This window comes from Microvirga sp. GCM10011540 (assembly GCF_042650665.1).
Taxonomy (GTDB): domain Bacteria; phylum Pseudomonadota; class Alphaproteobacteria; order Rhizobiales; family Beijerinckiaceae; genus Microvirga; species Microvirga lenta.
Genome location: NZ_JBHSBQ010000022.1, coordinates 50,162 through 65,935 on the forward strand (window position 1 = coordinate 50,162; position 15,774 = coordinate 65,935).

The 15,774-nt window shown below is 67.4% G+C and carries 15 protein-coding genes; 8 read left to right on the forward strand and 7 right to left on the reverse strand.

Annotation, left to right across the window (positions count from 1 at the left end):
* Positions 1 to 107: 107 nt before the first annotated feature.
* The 4 genes from ACFOYU_RS08195 (at position 108) to ACFOYU_RS08210 (ending at position 5,795) form a co-directional block, all read left to right on the forward strand.
* The gene (locus ACFOYU_RS08195) at positions 108 to 2,825 is read left to right on the forward strand and encodes an ABC transporter transmembrane domain-containing protein (protein WP_377033168.1); all 2,718 of its coding nucleotides are present in this window, start codon (positions 108 to 110) and stop codon (positions 2,823 to 2,825) included.
* Entirely contained in the window at positions 2,822 to 3,268 is a 447-nt protein-coding gene (locus ACFOYU_RS08200) for a Crp/Fnr family transcriptional regulator (protein WP_377033169.1), read from the forward strand. The genes ACFOYU_RS08195 and ACFOYU_RS08200 overlap by 4 nt, the downstream gene beginning before the upstream one ends.
* A gap of 191 nt (positions 3,269 to 3,459) precedes the next feature.
* Positions 3,460 to 4,548: a transglycosylase SLT domain-containing protein gene (locus ACFOYU_RS08205; protein ID WP_377033170.1), complete on the forward strand. Its 1,089-nt coding sequence runs from the start codon at positions 3,460 to 3,462 to the stop codon at positions 4,546 to 4,548.
* Positions 4,549 to 4,625: 77 nt separating this feature from the next.
* Positions 4,626 to 5,795: a sensor histidine kinase gene (locus ACFOYU_RS08210; RefSeq protein WP_377033171.1), complete on the forward strand. Its 1,170-nt coding sequence runs from the start codon at positions 4,626 to 4,628 to the stop codon at positions 5,793 to 5,795.
* A 73-nt stretch (positions 5,796 to 5,868) separates the two neighbouring features.
* Here ACFOYU_RS08210 and ACFOYU_RS08215 read toward each other — a convergent pair whose 3' ends face one another.
* Both ACFOYU_RS08215 and ACFOYU_RS08220 read right to left on the reverse strand, forming a co-directional pair.
* Complete coding sequence (locus tag ACFOYU_RS08215; RefSeq protein ID WP_226741390.1) at positions 5,869 to 6,105, reverse strand: Lrp/AsnC ligand binding domain-containing protein; 237 nt, start codon at positions 6,103 to 6,105, stop codon at positions 5,869 to 5,871.
* Positions 6,106 to 6,192: 87 nt separating this feature from the next.
* Complete coding sequence (locus ACFOYU_RS08220; RefSeq protein ID WP_377033172.1) at positions 6,193 to 7,497, reverse strand: UDP-glucose dehydrogenase family protein; 1,305 nt, start codon at positions 7,495 to 7,497, stop codon at positions 6,193 to 6,195.
* Positions 7,498 to 7,656: 159 nt separating this feature from the next.
* On the opposite strand from ACFOYU_RS08220, the gene ACFOYU_RS08225 reads away from it, so the two are divergent.
* Positions 7,657 to 8,664: an asparaginase gene (locus tag ACFOYU_RS08225; protein ID WP_226741388.1), complete on the forward strand. Its 1,008-nt coding sequence runs from the start codon at positions 7,657 to 7,659 to the stop codon at positions 8,662 to 8,664.
* Here ACFOYU_RS08225 and ACFOYU_RS08230 read toward each other — a convergent pair.
* On the reverse strand, positions 8,661 to 9,545 hold the full coding sequence (locus tag ACFOYU_RS08230; protein WP_226741387.1) for a LysR family transcriptional regulator ArgP: 885 nt from the start codon (positions 9,543 to 9,545) through the stop codon (positions 8,661 to 8,663). The genes ACFOYU_RS08225 and ACFOYU_RS08230 overlap by 4 nt on opposite strands.
* A gap of 94 nt (positions 9,546 to 9,639) precedes the next feature.
* Between ACFOYU_RS08230 and ACFOYU_RS08235 the strand changes: the two genes are divergently transcribed.
* A complete protein-coding gene (locus ACFOYU_RS08235) occupies positions 9,640 to 10,251 on the forward strand; it encodes a LysE/ArgO family amino acid transporter (protein WP_226741386.1) in 612 nt (203 codons plus the stop codon).
* A gap of 20 nt (positions 10,252 to 10,271) precedes the next feature.
* Here ACFOYU_RS08235 and ACFOYU_RS08240 read toward each other — a convergent pair whose 3' ends face one another.
* Together ACFOYU_RS08240 and ACFOYU_RS08245 are read right to left on the reverse strand one after the other, a co-directional pair.
* Positions 10,272 to 11,057 (reverse strand): hypothetical protein, encoded by a 786-nt coding sequence (locus ACFOYU_RS08240; RefSeq protein ID WP_377033173.1) that lies wholly within the window; start codon positions 11,055 to 11,057, stop codon positions 10,272 to 10,274.
* Between the two features lie 103 nt (positions 11,058 to 11,160).
* Positions 11,161 to 11,796 (reverse strand): TetR/AcrR family transcriptional regulator, encoded by a 636-nt coding sequence (locus ACFOYU_RS08245; RefSeq protein ID WP_377033174.1) that lies wholly within the window; start codon positions 11,794 to 11,796, stop codon positions 11,161 to 11,163.
* 137 nt (positions 11,797 to 11,933) lie between these two features.
* On the opposite strand from ACFOYU_RS08245, the gene ACFOYU_RS08250 reads away from it, so the two are divergent.
* Entirely contained in the window at positions 11,934 to 12,650 is a 717-nt protein-coding gene (locus tag ACFOYU_RS08250) for a glutathione S-transferase family protein (protein WP_377033175.1), read from the forward strand.
* Here the strand turns inward: ACFOYU_RS08250 and meaB are convergent.
* Positions 12,628 to 13,602: a methylmalonyl Co-A mutase-associated GTPase MeaB gene (gene meaB / locus ACFOYU_RS08255; protein ID WP_377033176.1), complete on the reverse strand. Its 975-nt coding sequence runs from the start codon at positions 13,600 to 13,602 to the stop codon at positions 12,628 to 12,630. The genes ACFOYU_RS08250 and meaB overlap by 23 nt on opposite strands.
* Positions 13,603 to 13,649: 47 nt before the next feature.
* Positions 13,650 to 14,435, reverse strand: a complete 786-nt coding sequence (locus ACFOYU_RS08260) for a DUF3750 domain-containing protein (protein WP_377033177.1) — start codon at positions 14,433 to 14,435, stop codon at positions 13,650 to 13,652.
* A gap of 147 nt (positions 14,436 to 14,582) precedes the next feature.
* Between ACFOYU_RS08260 and ACFOYU_RS08265 the strand changes: the two genes are divergently transcribed.
* Positions 14,583 to 15,569: an alpha/beta hydrolase gene (locus tag ACFOYU_RS08265; RefSeq protein ID WP_377033178.1), complete on the forward strand. Its 987-nt coding sequence runs from the start codon at positions 14,583 to 14,585 to the stop codon at positions 15,567 to 15,569.
* Positions 15,570 to 15,774 lie beyond the last annotated feature (205 nt).

The following is a 15,774-nucleotide window of genomic DNA, read 5'->3' on the forward strand; positions in this document are numbered from 1 at the left end:
ACACTACTCTCTACCGTTGCAATAGGCCTCGCGCAAAGAAGCTATGGTGCAACTTTAGAACGGGTAGAGGTATCGCCCCATGCTCTGGAGATGGTAACGTCCACCTAATGGATAAGAGCCTCTTCCGTTACATCTGGAAGCACTCGAAGCGCGATCAACTGATCGTTTGCGGAGTCGTCCTCGCTTCGCAGCCCTTCTACTTCATGTCCCTCGATCTGCCTCGCCAGATCGTGAACGAGGCGATTCAGGGCGAGGCCTTCCGCGACGGCAATGTGACGGCGCCGTTCCTCAGCCTCGGCTTCGAGCTGCCCGAGTGGCTCGGCGGCGCATCCGTGCAGATCTTCGAGGGATTCCAGCTCTCCCGCGTCGGCCTTCTTTTCGCGCTCTCGTCCCTTTTCCTGCTGTTCGTCATCATCAACGGCGCGTTCAAGTACTGGATCAACGTCTCCAAGGGCGTGCTGGGCGAGCGGATGCTGCGGCGCCTGCGGTTCGACCTCTTCTCCATGGTGCTGCGCTTCACGCCGGAAGCCCTGCGCACGGTGAAGTCCTCCGAGACCGCCACGATCATCAAGGACGAGGTGGAGCCCATCGGCGGCTTCATCGGCGATGCCTTCATCACGCCGGTCTTCCTCACCATGCAGGCGCTCACCGCGCTGTTCTTCATCATGGTGCAGAACGTCTGGCTCGGGCTGCTGGCGCTGGGCGTCGTGATGATCCAGATCGTGATCATTCCGCGCCTGCGGCGCGAGCTGCTCCGCCTGGGCCGCGAGCGCCAGCTCGCCTCCCGCGAGCTGGCCGGGCGCGTCGGCGAGGTCCTCGACGGGATCGAAGTGGTGCATGTGCACAACGCCCACAGCTGGGAGCGGGCCGAGATCGGCAACCGGCTGTTCACCCTCTTCGATATCCGGGTGAAGATCTACAATCGGAAATTCCTGGTCAAATTCCTCAACAATTTCCTGTCGCAGCTGACGCCGTTCTTCTTCTACGCCATCGGCGGCTATTTCGCCCTGCGCGGCACCCTCGACATCGGCCAGCTCGTGGCCGTCATCAGCGCATATCGCGAGCTGCCGCCGCCCCTGAAGGAGCTGATCGACTGGGACCAGCAGCGCCTGGACGTGCAGGTGAAGTACGATCAGGTCACGCAGCATTTCGCGGAGGAGCGTCTCGCGCCGCTCGTCGAGGCGCGGGAGGAGGCGGCGCAGGACGAGCCCCTGGTCGGCCCCCTGGTGGCCGAGGAGCTGCAGCTCAGCGATTCCCACGGCGGCGCGATCCTCGACAATGCCTCCTTCGCGATCGAGCTTCCCGCCCGGGTGGCCCTGATCTCCGCGGGCAGCCCCGCCGCGAGCATCACCGCACGGATCCTGGCGCGCCGGATCCCGGGGTTCGGCGGCCATATCCGCCTCGGCGACAGGGACCTGATGCGGCTGCCGCCCTCGGCCGCTGGCCGGCGGATCGCCTATGCGGGCATCGATCCGATCCTGTTCCCTGGCACCATCCGGGACAACGTGGTCTACGGCCTGCGCTTCAAGCCCCTGGGCCAGCGCGAGGAGGACAGGCGCGAGGCGGAGCGCCGGGTGGCCGAGGCGATCCGCACGGGGAACCCGGTCGAGAGCATCTCCGATCAATGGATCGACTACAGCCAGTTCGGGGTGGGGAACGCGGACGAGTTCGACCGCCTGCTCGTGGATCTGCTCAGCCGCATCGGCATGGGCAACGAGATGTATCTCTTCGGCCTCGCCGGCCGGCTCGATCCCGAAAAGGATCCGGACCTCGCCGGACGGTTCGTGGAGGCCCGCAGGCGCCTGCACGAGACCTTCCAGGCGAGCGGCATGGAAGGTCTGGTCGAGCCCTTCGACGCCGACCGCTACAACGACCAGGCGACGGTGGCCGAAAACCTGCTGTTCGGCGTGCCGACATCGAGCGAGTTCAAGGGGCGGAATCTCGCGGAGAACAACGAGTTCCGCAGCGCCATCGACAAGGCGGAGCTAACCCGCGATCTCGTCCGCATGGGCCTGCAGATCGCCGAGACCATGACCGAGATCTTCGAGGGACTGCCGCCCGGCCATTCCCTGTTCGAGCAGTTCTCCTTCGTGGGGGCGGAGGAGCTGCCGGAATTCGAGGCCATCCTGCGCCGCCACCCGCATCTCGACGACGACATGGACCGGGACGACCAGGTCCGGCTCCTCTCCCTGCCGCTCGCCTATGTGGAGGCCCGGCACCGCCTCGGCCTGCTCGACGACAAGCTCAGGGGCAAGCTCGTGCGGGCACGGGCCCTGGTGCGGGAAACCCTGGAGAAGGACGGAAGCGCGGGGGTGGAGTTCTACGATCCCGAAAGGGTCTGCTCGGCCGCCCCCCTGCGCGACAACCTCCTGTTCGGGCGCATCAGCTACCGGGTCGCCAATGCCCGCGTGCGGGTGTCGGAGGCGATTTCCACCGTGGTCAAGGAACTCGGATTGCTGGAGGAGATCCAGCGCATCGGCCTCGACCAGCAGGTCGGAACCGCCGGCCGCCTCCTCACGCCGCAGGAGAGGGCGAGCGTCAGCCTCGCGCGCTGCCTCGTGAAGCGGCCCGACATCCTCATCGTCGACGGAGCGCTGGCGCCCTTCGACGAGGCGCGCAGCCAGCAGATGACCGAATTGCTGATGGAGCTCACGGAGCAGCGGAGCCTGTTCATGGTGCTGCCCAACGACCGGCAGGCGGGTTCGTTCGATATTCAGATGCGGTTCCGCGACGGACAGATTACAGCAGAGAAAACCGGCGGCCGGACGTCCGGGGCGGAAGAGCCTCCGGCGGCGGCTCAGACAATGGAAGGAGAGGTGGCATGACCCTTGAGGCCGAGGTGCAATCCCTGCGACAGGTGCCGATGTTCCGGGACATCGATCCTGCCCGTTTGAAGCTCCTCGCCTTCACGAGCGAACGGGTGCAGTTCTCGGACGGCCAACGGTTCTTCTCGCAAGGCGATGCTTCCGACGCGGCCTATGTCATCCTCGACGGCCGCGCCCAGGTGCTGCTCAACACGCCGGGCGGGGAGATCACGGTGGCGGAGCTGGGGGACAACGCCCTCGTGGGCGAAATGGGCATCCTGTCGGACTCGCCCCGTTCGGCCACGATCATGGCGGCCGAACCGACCACCGCCCTGCGAATCGACAAGCGGGTTTTTCTCGAATTGCTGGCGCAGTTCCCGCAGATGTCCCTGGCCGTGATGCGCGAGCTGGCGCAGAGGCTGGAAAGAACGAACGCCCAGCTTGTCGCGCAATCATCTTCCTGAGCGCGGCAAAATTTCCCGGAATTTAAGGGAAAATTCACGGAACTTTCGGGGGAAAACCCTGAAAACGGCCCTGGAAAAGGACCCGTTACGGTCAAGCTGACCGATTATGGACACATCTTCCCGTCAACCCTTGTCCCAGAATGACACAAGGGAAGGTTCGGCCGTCCGGTCGGATCAAGCGGGAAAAACTGATGCAAACCAATGCGAGAACGCTGCTGTGTGCGGTGCCGCAACCCGTTGCGGCACCCCGCACGACCACTGGCCGCCATTCGCTTCGCCTCCTCGCGGCCGTCTCCATGATGATCGGTTTTCAGGCCTTCACCGCCGGCCCCGCCGCGGTGGCGACCCTGCCGAGCGCCCTGAACGCGAGGCCGTTCGCGGTGGCGCCCGTCGCCGCCGCCACCGCCATCGAGGTTCCGGTGGCCTTCACGCCCGCTCTGGGCAAGGATCCGGACCTCTTCCGGTCCATCGTCGAAAGCGCCTTCTCGTTCACCCGGCCTCCCGAGGCCAAGCCCCAGCCCGAGCCCGAGGCCGAGCCTTACCCGGTCGAGGCCGCGGGCGATCCCGACGAGCTCATTCCGTTCAGCGGCCGCAACGTTCCGCGCTGGCTCGTGCACTCCATTCTCAAGGCCGCTCACGTGACCGGCGTCGATCCGGTCTACATGATGACCCTGGCGGACGTGGAATCGAGCCTCTCGCCCGAGGCCAAGGCCTCCACCTCCTCGGCCGAGGGACTGTTCCAGTTCATCGACGCTACCTGGCTCGAAACCGTCCGCAGCCATGCCGCCGATTACGGCTTCGGCGCCGCGGCCGAGGCCATCAAGGTCGTCGACGGCGAACTCGCGGTGAGCGAGAAGGACCGCGAGTGGGTCATGGGCCTGCGCACGGATCCCTATTTCTCCGCCCTCATGGCGGGGGAGCTGATCAAGGACGTGGAGCGGGCCCTCCAGGCCCAGGGCGAGCGCGAGCTGGCCGAGGCCGAGCTCTACATCGCCCACTTCCTGGGCGCGCGAAGCGCCGTCCGCTTCCTAGAGGTTCTGGACCAGGACCCGAACATGCGGGCCTCCAAGCTGTTCCCGAAGGCCGCCAAGGCGAATGTCGGGCTGTTCATGGAGGGCAAGGGCCGCAAGCGCCGCGCGGTCACCGTGGCGGAATTCTACAACAAGATCGATTCCAAGATCGTCCGCCGCCTGGACCGCTACGACGATATCGGCCCCTACCTCGCCGAGATCACGGAGCAGAACGGCCGCACGATCGAGGCGAGCGCCGTCGCCCAGTGAGCGCCCGCGGCGCGCTCTCGAAGGTATAGCACCCGCTCTTCACGGAACTTGGCCGTGAAAAGCGGGTTGTAGCCTGGATGTCCAGGAAGAGCCACGACACCGCATCCGAACTGAAGCGCATGCACGAGTACCAGCGTGCGCTCGCAGCGTTCAGCCGTATCGCGTCCGAGCCCCTGCCGGTGGACCGGCTGCTGCAATACGTGACCGCACAGGTCTCCCGCGTCACGCATATCCGGCACGTCAAGGTGATGTGCTACCGCCCCGACTACGGGGACCTGCTCACCGTTGCGGGGGTCGGCTGGAAGCCCGGTATCGTGGGCAATGCCACGTTCCCCCTCGACAGCGCGTCCCCGCCCGGCCGCGCCATGCAGACCGCGGCTCCCGTCATCATCGAGGATTTCCCGAACGAGACCGAATTCCGGATGTCGACGGTGCTGCGGGACCACGGCATCGTCTCGCTCATGAACGTCCCGGTGCGAATCGACGGGCGCACATGGGGCGTGCTGGAGGTGGATTCGGAAGAGGCGCGAACCTTCGACGAGGGCGACGTGATCTTCCTGAGCACCTTCGCCAACATCCTGGGCGTCGCTCTGCTGCGCCTCGAAACCGAGCGCAAGGCGGCCGACGCGGAGGCGGAACATGCGCGGCAGAAATCCTTCTCGGAGGTCGTGCTGCGCGAGTTCCAGCACCGGGTGAAGAACAACCTGCAGACGGTCGTCTCCTTCCTCGCGCTGCAGCGGCGCCACGCCGACACGCCCGACAGCCGCAGCCGCTTCGCCAGCGTCATGGACCGGGTTCACGCCATCGCCCTGGCGCAGGACCAGCTGTCGTTCGAGTCGGGGGTCAGCAACGTCGAACTTGGAGATTACCTGCGGGCCTTGTGCTCCAACATAGATCCCCGCCGCGACAGGGTTTCCATCGAGGTCGAGACGATCAGGGGCGTGCTGCTCCCGCTCGACCGCGCGGTTCCGGTCGGGCTGATCGTCAACGAGCTGGTCACCAATTCCATCAAGTATGCCTTCGACGAAGGCGGCGGCACGATCCGCGTCACCTTCACGACGAACGTGGAGCACGGAGAGGCGTGTCTCGCGGTCGAGGACAACGGTCGCGGCATGGGGCCGCCCCGCGAGGGCGGCCTCGGCCTGCAGCTCATCGACGCCCTGACCAACCAGCTCGACGGCCGGGTCGAGCAGGAGCCCGTCGCGAAGGGCACGCGCACCTGCGTGCGGTTTCCGGTGCCGCTCTAAGGCTTCGGACCCAGAAGCGGGCCCACTGTTGGGTCCGATGCTCCAGCCTTTGAAGGGCGCATCGTACGGGGGGTCAGAACGCCTTGAAGGTGATGATCGTGCGGGTGTCGGCGATGTCCGCGATGGATTGCACGTTCTGGGCGATGAAGTGGCCGATATCCACGTCGTCGTCCACGTGGAACTTGGCGAGGATGTCGTAATTGCCGGCCGTCGAGTAGATCTCGGACGCGATTTCACGGTCGGCGAGCATGCTCGCCACGTCGTAGGTCCTGCCGAGCTTGCACTTGATCTCGACGAAGAAGGTCTGCATGGGCGCTCCAAAGGTCGCTAGGCCTGAATCTCGTGACGGCAGATATGCCACGGCAGGGAGCCCGCGTGAACAGGCTCCCGGCTGCAATCAGACCCGTCCGACGCTCACATAGGTGAAGCCGCGGCGGCGGACCTCCTCGGCGCGGTAGATGTTGCGCAGGTCCGCGATCACCGGTTCGGCCATGGATTTCTTCAGCCGCTCCAGGTCGAGCGCGCGGAACATGTTCCATTCGGTCACGATGGCGAGCGCATGGGCGTCCTTGGCGCAGTCATAGGCGTCGCGCGCATATTCCACGTCCTGCAGCATCCCCTTGGCCGCTTCCATGCCTTCCGGATCGTAGGCGCGGATCTTCGCACCCGCATCCTGCAGAGTGCGGATGATGTCGAGGGACGGCGCCTCACGCATGTCGTCGGTGTTGGGCTTGAAGGTCAGGCCCAGCACCGCCACGGTCTTGCCGCGTACCGAGCCGCCGCAGGCGGCGATCACCTTGCGGCCCATGGCGCGCTTGCGCTGGTCGTTGACCGCCGCCACCGTCTCGACGATCCGGATCGGCGCCTCGAAATCCTGCGCCGTCTTGATCAGCGCCAGGGTGTCCTTGGGAAAGCACGAGCCGCCATAGCCCGGACCGGCATGGAGGAACTTGGAGCCGATGCGGTTGTCGAGCCCGATGCCGCGGGCCACGTCCTGCACGTCGGCGCCCACCTGCTCGCACAGATTGGCGATCTCGTTGATGAAGGTGATCTTGGTGGCCAGGAATGCGTTGGCGGCGTATTTCGTCAACTCCGCCGCGCGCCGGCACATGGCGAGGATCGGCGCCTGGTTGAGGTAGAGCGGGCGGTAGATCTCGTTCATGACCGCTTCCGCGCGCTCGTCCTCGGTGCCGATGACGATGCGGTCGGGCCGCTTGAAGTCGGCGATCGCCGCGCCCTCGCGCAGGAATTCCGGGTTGGACACCACGGCGAAATCCGCATCGGGCCGGGTCTCGCGGATGATGCGCTCGACCTCGTCGCCGGTGCCGACCGGCACCGTGGACTTGGTGACCACCACCGTATAGCCGTCCATGGCGGCGGCGATCTCGCGGGCGGCCTGATAGACGTAGGACAGGTCCGCATGGCCGTCGCCGCGCCGGGACGGGGTGCCGACGGCGATGAAGACGGCCTCGGCGGACTGGACGGCCTGCGAGAGGTCGGTGGCGAAGGAGAGACGGCCTTCGCGGACATTGGTGGCGACGAGTTCGGCCAGGCCGGGCTCGAAGATCGGGATCCGGCCCTGCTCCAGGGCCTCGATCTTGGCCGGGTCCTTGTCGACGCAGCACACCGAGTGGCCGAAGTCCGCAAAGCAGGCGCCGGAGACCAGGCCCACATAGCCCGCTCCGATCATCGCAATACGCATCAGGTTCTCCCCATTTCACCCAAGCTAGGGTTTAGGGGGGCAGGGGTCCCGCGGCAAGCGGGGGCCGTGAGGTGCCCCGAAATAACCTAGTGCAACAAGGTCCCCTTTGACTTCCGGGCCTCACCCGCCCAAAAGACCGCGTCCAAAAAGGGGGCCCTCATGGATAATCCTTTCCTCGTCGAGGTTCTGCGCGGCGATCTGGTCGAATCGCGCCACCGGGGCAGCGTGTCCGTGATCGATGCGGACGGCGCCACGGTTCTGTCTCTCGGCGACATGGAGCGTCACGTCTTCCCGCGTTCGGCCGTGAAGGCGCTTCAGGCGCTGCCGCTGGTCGAGAGCGGCATCGCCGACAGATACGGGCTGACCGATGCGGAAATCGCCCTGGCCTGCGCCTCCCATTCGGGAGAGCCGGAGCATGTGGAGACCGCCGCCGCCATGCTGGCGAAGGCCGGACGGGACAAGGGGTGCCTGGAATGCGGCATCCACTGGCCCATGGGCGAGGCGGCCACCCGTCTGCTCGCGGCGCAGGGGGAGCAGCCGAACGCCCTCCACAACAACTGCTCGGGCAAGCACGCGGGCTTCATCTGCCTCGCCTGCGGCCTGGACGAGGACCCGCAGGGCTACGTGAAGGCCGGGCATCCCGTCCAGCAGGCGGTTCGCGCATCCCTCGAGGACGTGACCGGCGCGTCGCACACGGACGAGGAGGCGGCCATCGACGGCTGCTCGATCCCGACCTATGCCATCCCGCTGCCGGCGCTCGCCTTCGGCTTCGCCAAGTTCGGCACCGGCGCGGGCCTGCCGCAGGGAACGCAGGAGGCCGCCAAGCGCATCCGCCGGGCGGTGGCGCAGCATCCCTTCATGGTGGCCGGCACGGACCGGTTCGATACCAAGTTGATGGAGACCCTGCGCGAGCGGGCCTTCGTGAAGTCCGGCGCCGAAGGCGTCTATTGCGCGAGCCTGCCGGAACTCGGATACGGCATCGCCCTGAAGGTGGACGACGGCGGCCCGCGCGCCGCATCCGCCGCCATGGCCGGCCTCATCCTCCACTTCCTGCCCCTCAACGATCAGGACCGCGCCGTGGTCGAAGCCCTGGCGCAACCGGTGCTCACGAACTGGAACGGCATCGAGGTCGGCCGCTTCAGGGTCGCGCCGGAGGTGCTGGGCTAGAGCGGAACGAGGGTTGCGCGGGCCGCCTGCAGCACCGCGCGGGTCACCTCGCGCAGCAGGGCGTCGGCGATCCGGCTCTGCTGCCAGAACAGGGGCACGTCCAGGGGCTGGTCCGGTTTCAACGCGACCAGCCTTCCGTCGCGCAGGTGATCGGCCACCAGCGGCTCGGGGTTCATGCCCCAGCCGATACCCGCCAGCGCCGCGTCGATGAAGGCCTGCGACGAGGGCAGCCAATGGACCGGCGGGCGCGGATCGGATCCGAGAGCCTGGCGCAGCCACAGGCCCTGCAGCCGGTCCTTCTGGTTGAACACCATGCACGGGGCGCGCTCGGCGGCTTCCGCATCGACCCCATCGGGGAACCAGCGGCGGACGAAATCCGGGCTCGCGGTGGCGACATAGCGCAGCGCGCCGAGGGCGCGGCAGTCGCAGCCCTGGATCGGCCTGCCATGCGCCGTCACGGCCGCCACGACCTCCCCGCGCCGCAGCCATTCCGCGCTGTAGTCCTGATCGTCCAGCACGAGGTCGAACAGGTAGCCGTCCGTCTTCGCCATCGCGGCCACGAACCAGGTGGCGAGGCTGTCCGCGTTCACGGCCATTCGCAGGGTGACGGATCTATTCTCGGGCTGAAACCCCGGCAGGCTCTGGTGCAGCGAGCTTTCGAGAAGCGCGACCTGTTCCACATGCCGGCACAGGCGCTGTCCGGCCGCCGTCGCCGTGCAGGGCTGGCCCCGCACCACCAGGACGACGCCGAGCCGCTCCTCCAGGAGCTTCACCCTCTGGGACACCGCCGAGGGGGTCACGTTGAGCTGCTGCGCCGCGCGCTCGAAGCTTCCGGTCCTGACGACGGCCGCGAGGGCGGAGAGATGGGCATAGTCGAGCATGGATTAGAATTTCTAAATCGAATGCAGAAGCTTTAACTGTCCTAATTGTGCGGCCCGATCTACCCAGTGTCGACACATTTTTCGGACGCACGACATGACCATGCCTCTCGTCGCCGGCTTCATGCTCGGCCTCAGCCTCATCCTGCCCATCGGCGCGCAGAACGCCTTCGTGCTCCGCGTGGGCTTGCGCGGGCGCCACATCCTCGCGGTCTGCTTGACCTGCGCGCTCTCCGACGCGGTGCTGATCCTGGCCGGCGTCACGGGCTTCGCCACCATCAGCGCCGCCATGCCCTGGGCCGAGCCCACCCTGCGCTTCGCGGGCGCCGCCTTCCTGGTCATGTACGGCGTCCGCAGCTTCATGGCCGCGTTCCAGGCGGATGCGGCGCTGAAGCCCTCGGAGGCCACCGCGACGACCTTGGGCCGGGCCCTGCTCACCTCCCTCGCGCTGACCTGGCTCAACCCGCACGTCTACCTCGACACGGTGGTGCTGATCGGCTCCATCTCGACCCAGTTCGACGGAAGCCGGGGCATGTTCGCACTCGGGGCCATGCTGGCCTCCTTCACGTTCTTCTTCTCCCTCGGCTACGGCGCGCGTTTCCTGCGCCCCGTCTTCGCCCGCCCCGCCACTTGGCGCTTTCTCGACGCGGGCATCGGCGCGGTGATGTGGATCACCGCCGCGCGGCTGCTGCTGGATGGCGCCGCCTAGAGCATCGTGCCCGCGGCTCCTCACGGATCCATCAGTTGCCGTGCCTGGACGAGATCGTCGGGCTTGAGGCCGTGGGTGCCGCGGAAGGGGCGGTCGAGCACCGCGACCATGTAGATGACGAGGCCGATGAAGACCATCAGCACGCCGCCGAAGATGAAATGCGTCGTGCGCTTCAGATCGAACAGCCACAGCACGAAGACGTTCAGCACCGCCCCGATGATGACCACGTACCACATGATCGTGGGGATGTTGGTTCCCGCCGCCTGGATGCGGGCGCGGCGCCGCTCCACGAACTGGTCGAAGGCGTGCAGGGTCTCACGGTGCAGCATGTCCTCGCCCATGGCGCGGTCGGGTCTGAAGCGCATGATCTGCTCGCCGAACTGCGTGACCAGGGCCATGCCCTGGGACGAGGCCTCGTCCTGTCGCTGATGCGACCAGCCCGGACCGATCTCCTCGTCCACATAGCGGCGCAGATTGTCCAGCAGGATGGTCCGGGGCGGCTCCGGATAGCTGCTGATGTTGCGGTAGAGGGTCGTGATGCTGGAAGCCTCCCGGGCGATCGCCTGCTGGGCCTCGCCGTAATTGTCGAAGACCGAGACCGAGAGCAGGGCCAGGAGCACCCCGTAGAAGAGCGTATAGGCGTTGAGGAGCAGCCCCACGAGGGTGTTGGCGTCCTTCTCGCCCGACATCAGGCGCGCGACGGCGGGCTGCAGCAGCACCGAGCCGATGAGGGTCGGCACGACGAAGATGAGACAGAGGAGCCCGGCGCCGAGCAGGGTCGGCATTTCATGCAACCACTCGATCACGGCGCCGTCAGCTCCCGTTGCGGCATGGACGGCACAGGCTCCGACAGATTGCGTCTTCCGGCAAGGGCTCAGGCCGGTATGCCCCCATGGGGCAGGGGATTCCTCAGGCGGCGGGGGACCCGCGCCCTTCCTGCATCGCCCGCGCGAGCTGCTCGGCGCATATCCTGAGGGGGGCTGCATCCTGGCTGGCCTTGGCCATGGCCATGGCTCCCGAATAGGCGGCCACGACCAGGGTCGCAAAGGCGTCGGGGTCGAGACCGGCCGCCAGGCCCGCCGCCCGATCGGCCCTGATCCTTTCGGCGATCGCCTCCCGCCAGCGGTCGAAGACGGCCTCGATCTGCGCCCGGAAGTCAGGGTCGTGCCGGGAGAGTTCGAGAGCGAGATTGTTCAGGGGGCAGCCCGACACGGCGCCGCGCCGTTCCAGCTCGGACGCGATGGCGGAGAATGCCGCCTGAATGCCTTCCGACGCGCTGGCGGCCGACCGGAGCGGCTCGATCCAGGTTTCCTCCACCGCGTCGGCCACCCGGTCGCGGATGACGGCGAGGCCGAGATCCTTCTTGGTCGGGAAGTGATGGGAGAGGGCGCCGCCCGTCGCCCCGGCCTCGCGCTTCAGGTCGTGCATCGAGGTGGCGTGATACCCCTGGGTGGTGAAGGCCGCATAGGCGGCATCCACGAGCCGGCGTCTCAGGCCTTCGGGATCGTTGGTCCGCCCGCGGGAGGGGGCAGGTTGCTTCGCCATTCTCGTCGCCTCCTGGGCCGGACCTTAGCAGATTGACAAAACAGGACAACCATCCTGTAGTCAGAAACAGGACAAGCGTCCTGTTCGGCGGCGCCGAGGAATGCGGGCCTGCCGCAGCGGAATGGAAGGAGCGGACGATGAAGCTTTACTCGGGGCCACTGAGCCTCTTCTCCCGCAAGGTGGAGATCGCGCTCGGCGAAAAGGCGCTTCCCTTCGAGCGCATCATGGTGCCGTTCAACCAGACGACGGGGTACAGCCCCCGGCATCCGGACGTTCTGGCGGCGAACCCGAAAGGCCAGGTGCCGGTTCTCGTCGACGGGGCCGTCACCCTCTACGATTCCACGGTGATCCTCGAATATCTCGAGGATGCCTACCCGGATCCTCCGCTCTTCCCCCATACGCCGGCGGAGCGGGCGGCCTGCCGTCTCCTCGATCTGTTCGCGGACGAGGTCATGTTCGTTCCCCTGCGGGCGCTCATGCACCGTACGGGGCCCCGTCCCGCCGATCCGGAAAGGTGGCTGGCCGACGAGGCGGCCGCCAAGCAGGCGGAAGCCGTCATGAGCCGGCATCTCGCCGAACTCGACCGCAGGCTCGGGGACAGGCCGTATCTCTGCGGAACGTTCAGCGCCGCCGACATCTCGGTGTTCATGGCGGTGCTCTTCGGGCAGCGCCTCGGCGGCCCGCCGCTCGCGGAGCACCGGGCATTGGCGGCCTGGTACGACAGGCTGAGCGACCGCCCGCCCTTCGCGAAGGCGGCGTCCGAAATCGTCGCCGCCGATCTGGAACTGTCCGCGCCGGTCGAAGGCGCCTATGGCGGCAGGACGCCCGTTTTCACAGCCCCAGCAGTCCGATGATCTCGCTCGCGCCCGCATTGGGCGAGAGGGAGCCGTCGGCGATGGCGCGCTCGATCTCCGGCACGCGCTTGCGCAGGGCGGGATCGTGGGTGAGGCGGTCGTGCAGGCGTTCGTGGACGAGGGCCCACATCCATTTGGTGTCCTGCGCCTGGCGCTTGCCGGCGAGTTCGCCGGTCGCCTCCAGGCGCTTGCGGTGATCGAGGACCTTCGTCCACAGCTCGTCGAGCCCCTGGCCCGTGAGGCCGGAGACCGTCAGGACCGGCGGCGTCCAGCTCGACGAGGCGGGGGTGAGGATGTGGAGGGCGGCCTTGTACTCGGCCGCCGCGGCCTTCGCCTTCGCGCCCGCATCGTCGGCCTTGTTCACCGCGATCATGTCGGCGAGTTCGAGGATGCCCTTCTTGATGCCCTGCAGCTCGTCGCCCGCGCCGGGAAGCATCAGGACGAGGAAGAAATCGGTGAGGTCCGCCACCGCCGTCTCCGACTGCCCGACGCCGACCGTCTCCACGAGGATCACGTCGAAGCCCGCGGCCTCGCACAGGAGCATGGTCTCCCGGGTCTTCGCCGCGACGCCGCCGAGGGTGCCCGAGGAGGGGGAGGGGCGGATGAAGGCGTTGGGATCGGCGGCGAGGCGCGCCATGCGGGTCTTGTCGCCGAGGATGGCGCCGCCGGTGCGGGTGGAGCTGGGATCGACCGCCAGCACCGCGACCTTGTGGCCCTGCTCGGTGAGCATGCTGCCGAGGGCGTCGATGGTGGTGGATTTGCCGACGCCCGGTACGCCGGTGATGCCCACGCGCACCGCATGGCCGGTGCGCGGCATCAGTTCCTGCAGGAGCGCGCGGGCGGTCTCCCGGTGGTCGGCGCGGCGCGACTCCATGAGCGTGATGGCGCGGGCCAAGGCGGCGCGATCGCCGTTCGCCACCGCCTCCGCCGTCACCGCCTGTCGTCTGTGCACGCCCCCGTTCATGGGCAAAGCCTTAGCGCGTTCCGCGCGGCTTTTCATCAAGTAACGGGATTCATCCCGATCCGTCCCCAACCGGGAATCTTGACGGCCGGGCGGCGGACATCGACGCCGGCCACGAGGCCGAGGAAATCGACCTCGACCCCCTCGATCCAGCCGAGGGTGAAGCCCGCATAGCCGCCGAGGGAGACCTGAATGCCGGTGCGGCTCGGGGTCAGGCCCACGATGTCGGTGAGGGGCTGCCAGTCCTTGCCGATGGCGGTGGGCGGAAGCGGGGCCTCCAGCTCGGGCACCTGACGCATCACATGGGCCACGAAGGTGTTGGAGTTCGGGCCGGGCCAGGCGTTGTAGGCTCCCACGGACCGGTAGGGATAGCTCGCCACCGCCTGTTGGATCTGCGGGATGAGGCGCTGCGCGGCCTCGCCTTCGATCAGGACGATGGGCTGCGGCGCGTTGCCGAACCAGCGGCCGTCCGCCACCCATCCGTTGGTGCGGACCGGGCTGCCCCAGCCGACCTTGTCGTAGCGGGTGTAGCGGGTGGCGCCTTCCTCCTTCACGACGATCCAGGTGTGATGGGCGAAGATGCCGCGCCAGCGTCCGACCCGCGCCGCATAGACGGCGACGATGGCCTGGGGCGCCTCGGAGGGCTGCGGCAGGAGCTTCGCGCTCGACCAGTCGGCGGCGCGCCAGGACGGCGCCACGTCGTCGCGCATGGCCCACCATGCGGCATGGGCGGCGAGGGGAAGCAGGAAGAGGGCGAAGATGATCAGGAAGGCGCGGGCGAGGAGGAACATGGTTGCGAAGGTAAGTCTCGATTCCTGGGGCATCAAGGCTTCGCAGCGGCCTGCGGCGTTCCGTTCACCAAGGGTTTACCATGTTCGGAAAGGAATGCGGCGAAGCACGGCGGTTGCCTTGTGCCCGCCATCATCGGAGGTGAAACAGCTTCCCCGATTGGTCCTTTCGATTCCCGGTTCATGCCGCTTCCCACACGACGCCTTGCCCTCGTCGCTCTCGCCAGCCTGACTCTGTCCGGCTGTCTCGGCGGCGAATCCCCCCTGACCGACGCGCCCCTGGCGCCTCGCGCCGGGCTGTCGCGCGACCCCACGCTTCTCATCGCCACCACGCGCCTGCCTGCGGGTGAGCCGCTGAAGGAACCCTGGTTCACCGGCGAGCGATCTGCGGACCTGGTCTTTGCCGAGGCGAAGATGACGCCGCCGGCCGATGGGCTGCTCGGCACGTCGGACTGGAGCATCGCCTCCGTCGGCTCGCTCGACCGCAGGAACGCCGCGCAGACCTTCGCCCAGGCGGCCCTCGGGCGCGATCTGCTTCTCTACATCCATGGCTACCGGGAGAGCTTCGAGTCCGCCGCCACCTCCACCGTGCAGCTCTCGCAGGGGATCAAGTTCCCGGGCGCGACCGGCCTCTTCACCTGGCCGTCCGCCGGCTCGACCTTCAGCTACGTGAGCGACCGCGAGAGCGCCATGTGGTCCCGCGATGCCCTGGAGGAGCTGCTGACCGCCATGGCCAAGACCCCGAGCGGCGGGCGCATCCACATCGTGGCGCACAGCATGGGCACGCTGCTGACCCTGGAGACCCTGCGGATGCTGCGCGGCTCCGGCGGCGCCAGCGCGATGGAGCGCATCGGCGCGGTGGTGCTGGCCGCCCCCGACATCGACATCGACCTCTTCGCCCGCGGCCTGGAGAAGCTGGGACCCGACGCGAAGAAGATCACCGTCATCAGCTCCACCAACGACCGGGCCCTCCAGGTCTCCGGCCGCCTCGCCGGCGGCATCGTGAGGGCGGGCGCTGCCGACCGCGAGCGCCTGGAGGCGCTGGGGGTGCGCGTGGCCGACGCGTCCGAATTCGGCGGACGCTTCATCAACATCAACCACGACCTCTTCCTGTCGAACCCGGAAGTGCAGCAGGTGGTGAAGCGGGCCATCGAGCGCGAGAAGCTCTGACGGCAGGACCTGAGCCTGCCCTTCACCTCTTCCGCCTGAGGTGGGTCCGCAAACGCTGCCGATATGGCGCAACGCCATTTCCCTCCTCCTTGTGGGGAGGGCCAGGGTGGGGGTGTGAGCGATAGCCTATGAAGGTGTGGCGCCCACACCCCCACCTCCACCTCCTCCCCACAAGGGGGATACTGCTGGCGAATGGTTGGAGCGA

Bases quoted from the DNA above. Each gene is read 5' to 3' on its own strand.
- ACFOYU_RS08195 (WP_377033168.1), top strand. From the start codon at position 108: ATGGATAAGAGCCTCTTCCGTTACATCTGGAAGCACTCGAAGCGCGAT.
- ACFOYU_RS08200 (WP_377033169.1), top strand. From the start codon at position 2,822: ATGACCCTTGAGGCCGAGGTGCAATCCCTGCGACAGGTGCCGATGTTC.
- ACFOYU_RS08205 (WP_377033170.1), top strand. From the start codon at position 3,460: ATGCAAACCAATGCGAGAACGCTGCTGTGTGCGGTGCCGCAACCCGTT.
- ACFOYU_RS08210 (WP_377033171.1), top strand. From the start codon at position 4,626: ATGTCCAGGAAGAGCCACGACACCGCATCCGAACTGAAGCGCATGCAC.
- ACFOYU_RS08215 (WP_226741390.1), bottom strand. From the start codon at position 6,105: ATGCAGACCTTCTTCGTCGAGATCAAGTGCAAGCTCGGCAGGACCTAC.
- ACFOYU_RS08220 (WP_377033172.1), bottom strand. From the start codon at position 7,497: ATGCGTATTGCGATGATCGGAGCGGGCTATGTGGGCCTGGTCTCCGGC.
- ACFOYU_RS08225 (WP_226741388.1), top strand. From the start codon at position 7,657: ATGGATAATCCTTTCCTCGTCGAGGTTCTGCGCGGCGATCTGGTCGAA.
- ACFOYU_RS08230 (WP_226741387.1), bottom strand. From the start codon at position 9,545: ATGCTCGACTATGCCCATCTCTCCGCCCTCGCGGCCGTCGTCAGGACC.
- ACFOYU_RS08235 (WP_226741386.1), top strand. From the start codon at position 9,640: ATGACCATGCCTCTCGTCGCCGGCTTCATGCTCGGCCTCAGCCTCATC.
- ACFOYU_RS08245 (WP_377033174.1), bottom strand. From the start codon at position 11,796: ATGGCGAAGCAACCTGCCCCCTCCCGCGGGCGGACCAACGATCCCGAA.
- ACFOYU_RS08250 (WP_377033175.1), top strand. From the start codon at position 11,934: ATGAAGCTTTACTCGGGGCCACTGAGCCTCTTCTCCCGCAAGGTGGAG.
- ACFOYU_RS08260 (WP_377033177.1), bottom strand. From the start codon at position 14,435: ATGCCCCAGGAATCGAGACTTACCTTCGCAACCATGTTCCTCCTCGCC.
- ACFOYU_RS08265 (WP_377033178.1), top strand. From the start codon at position 14,583: ATGCCGCTTCCCACACGACGCCTTGCCCTCGTCGCTCTCGCCAGCCTG.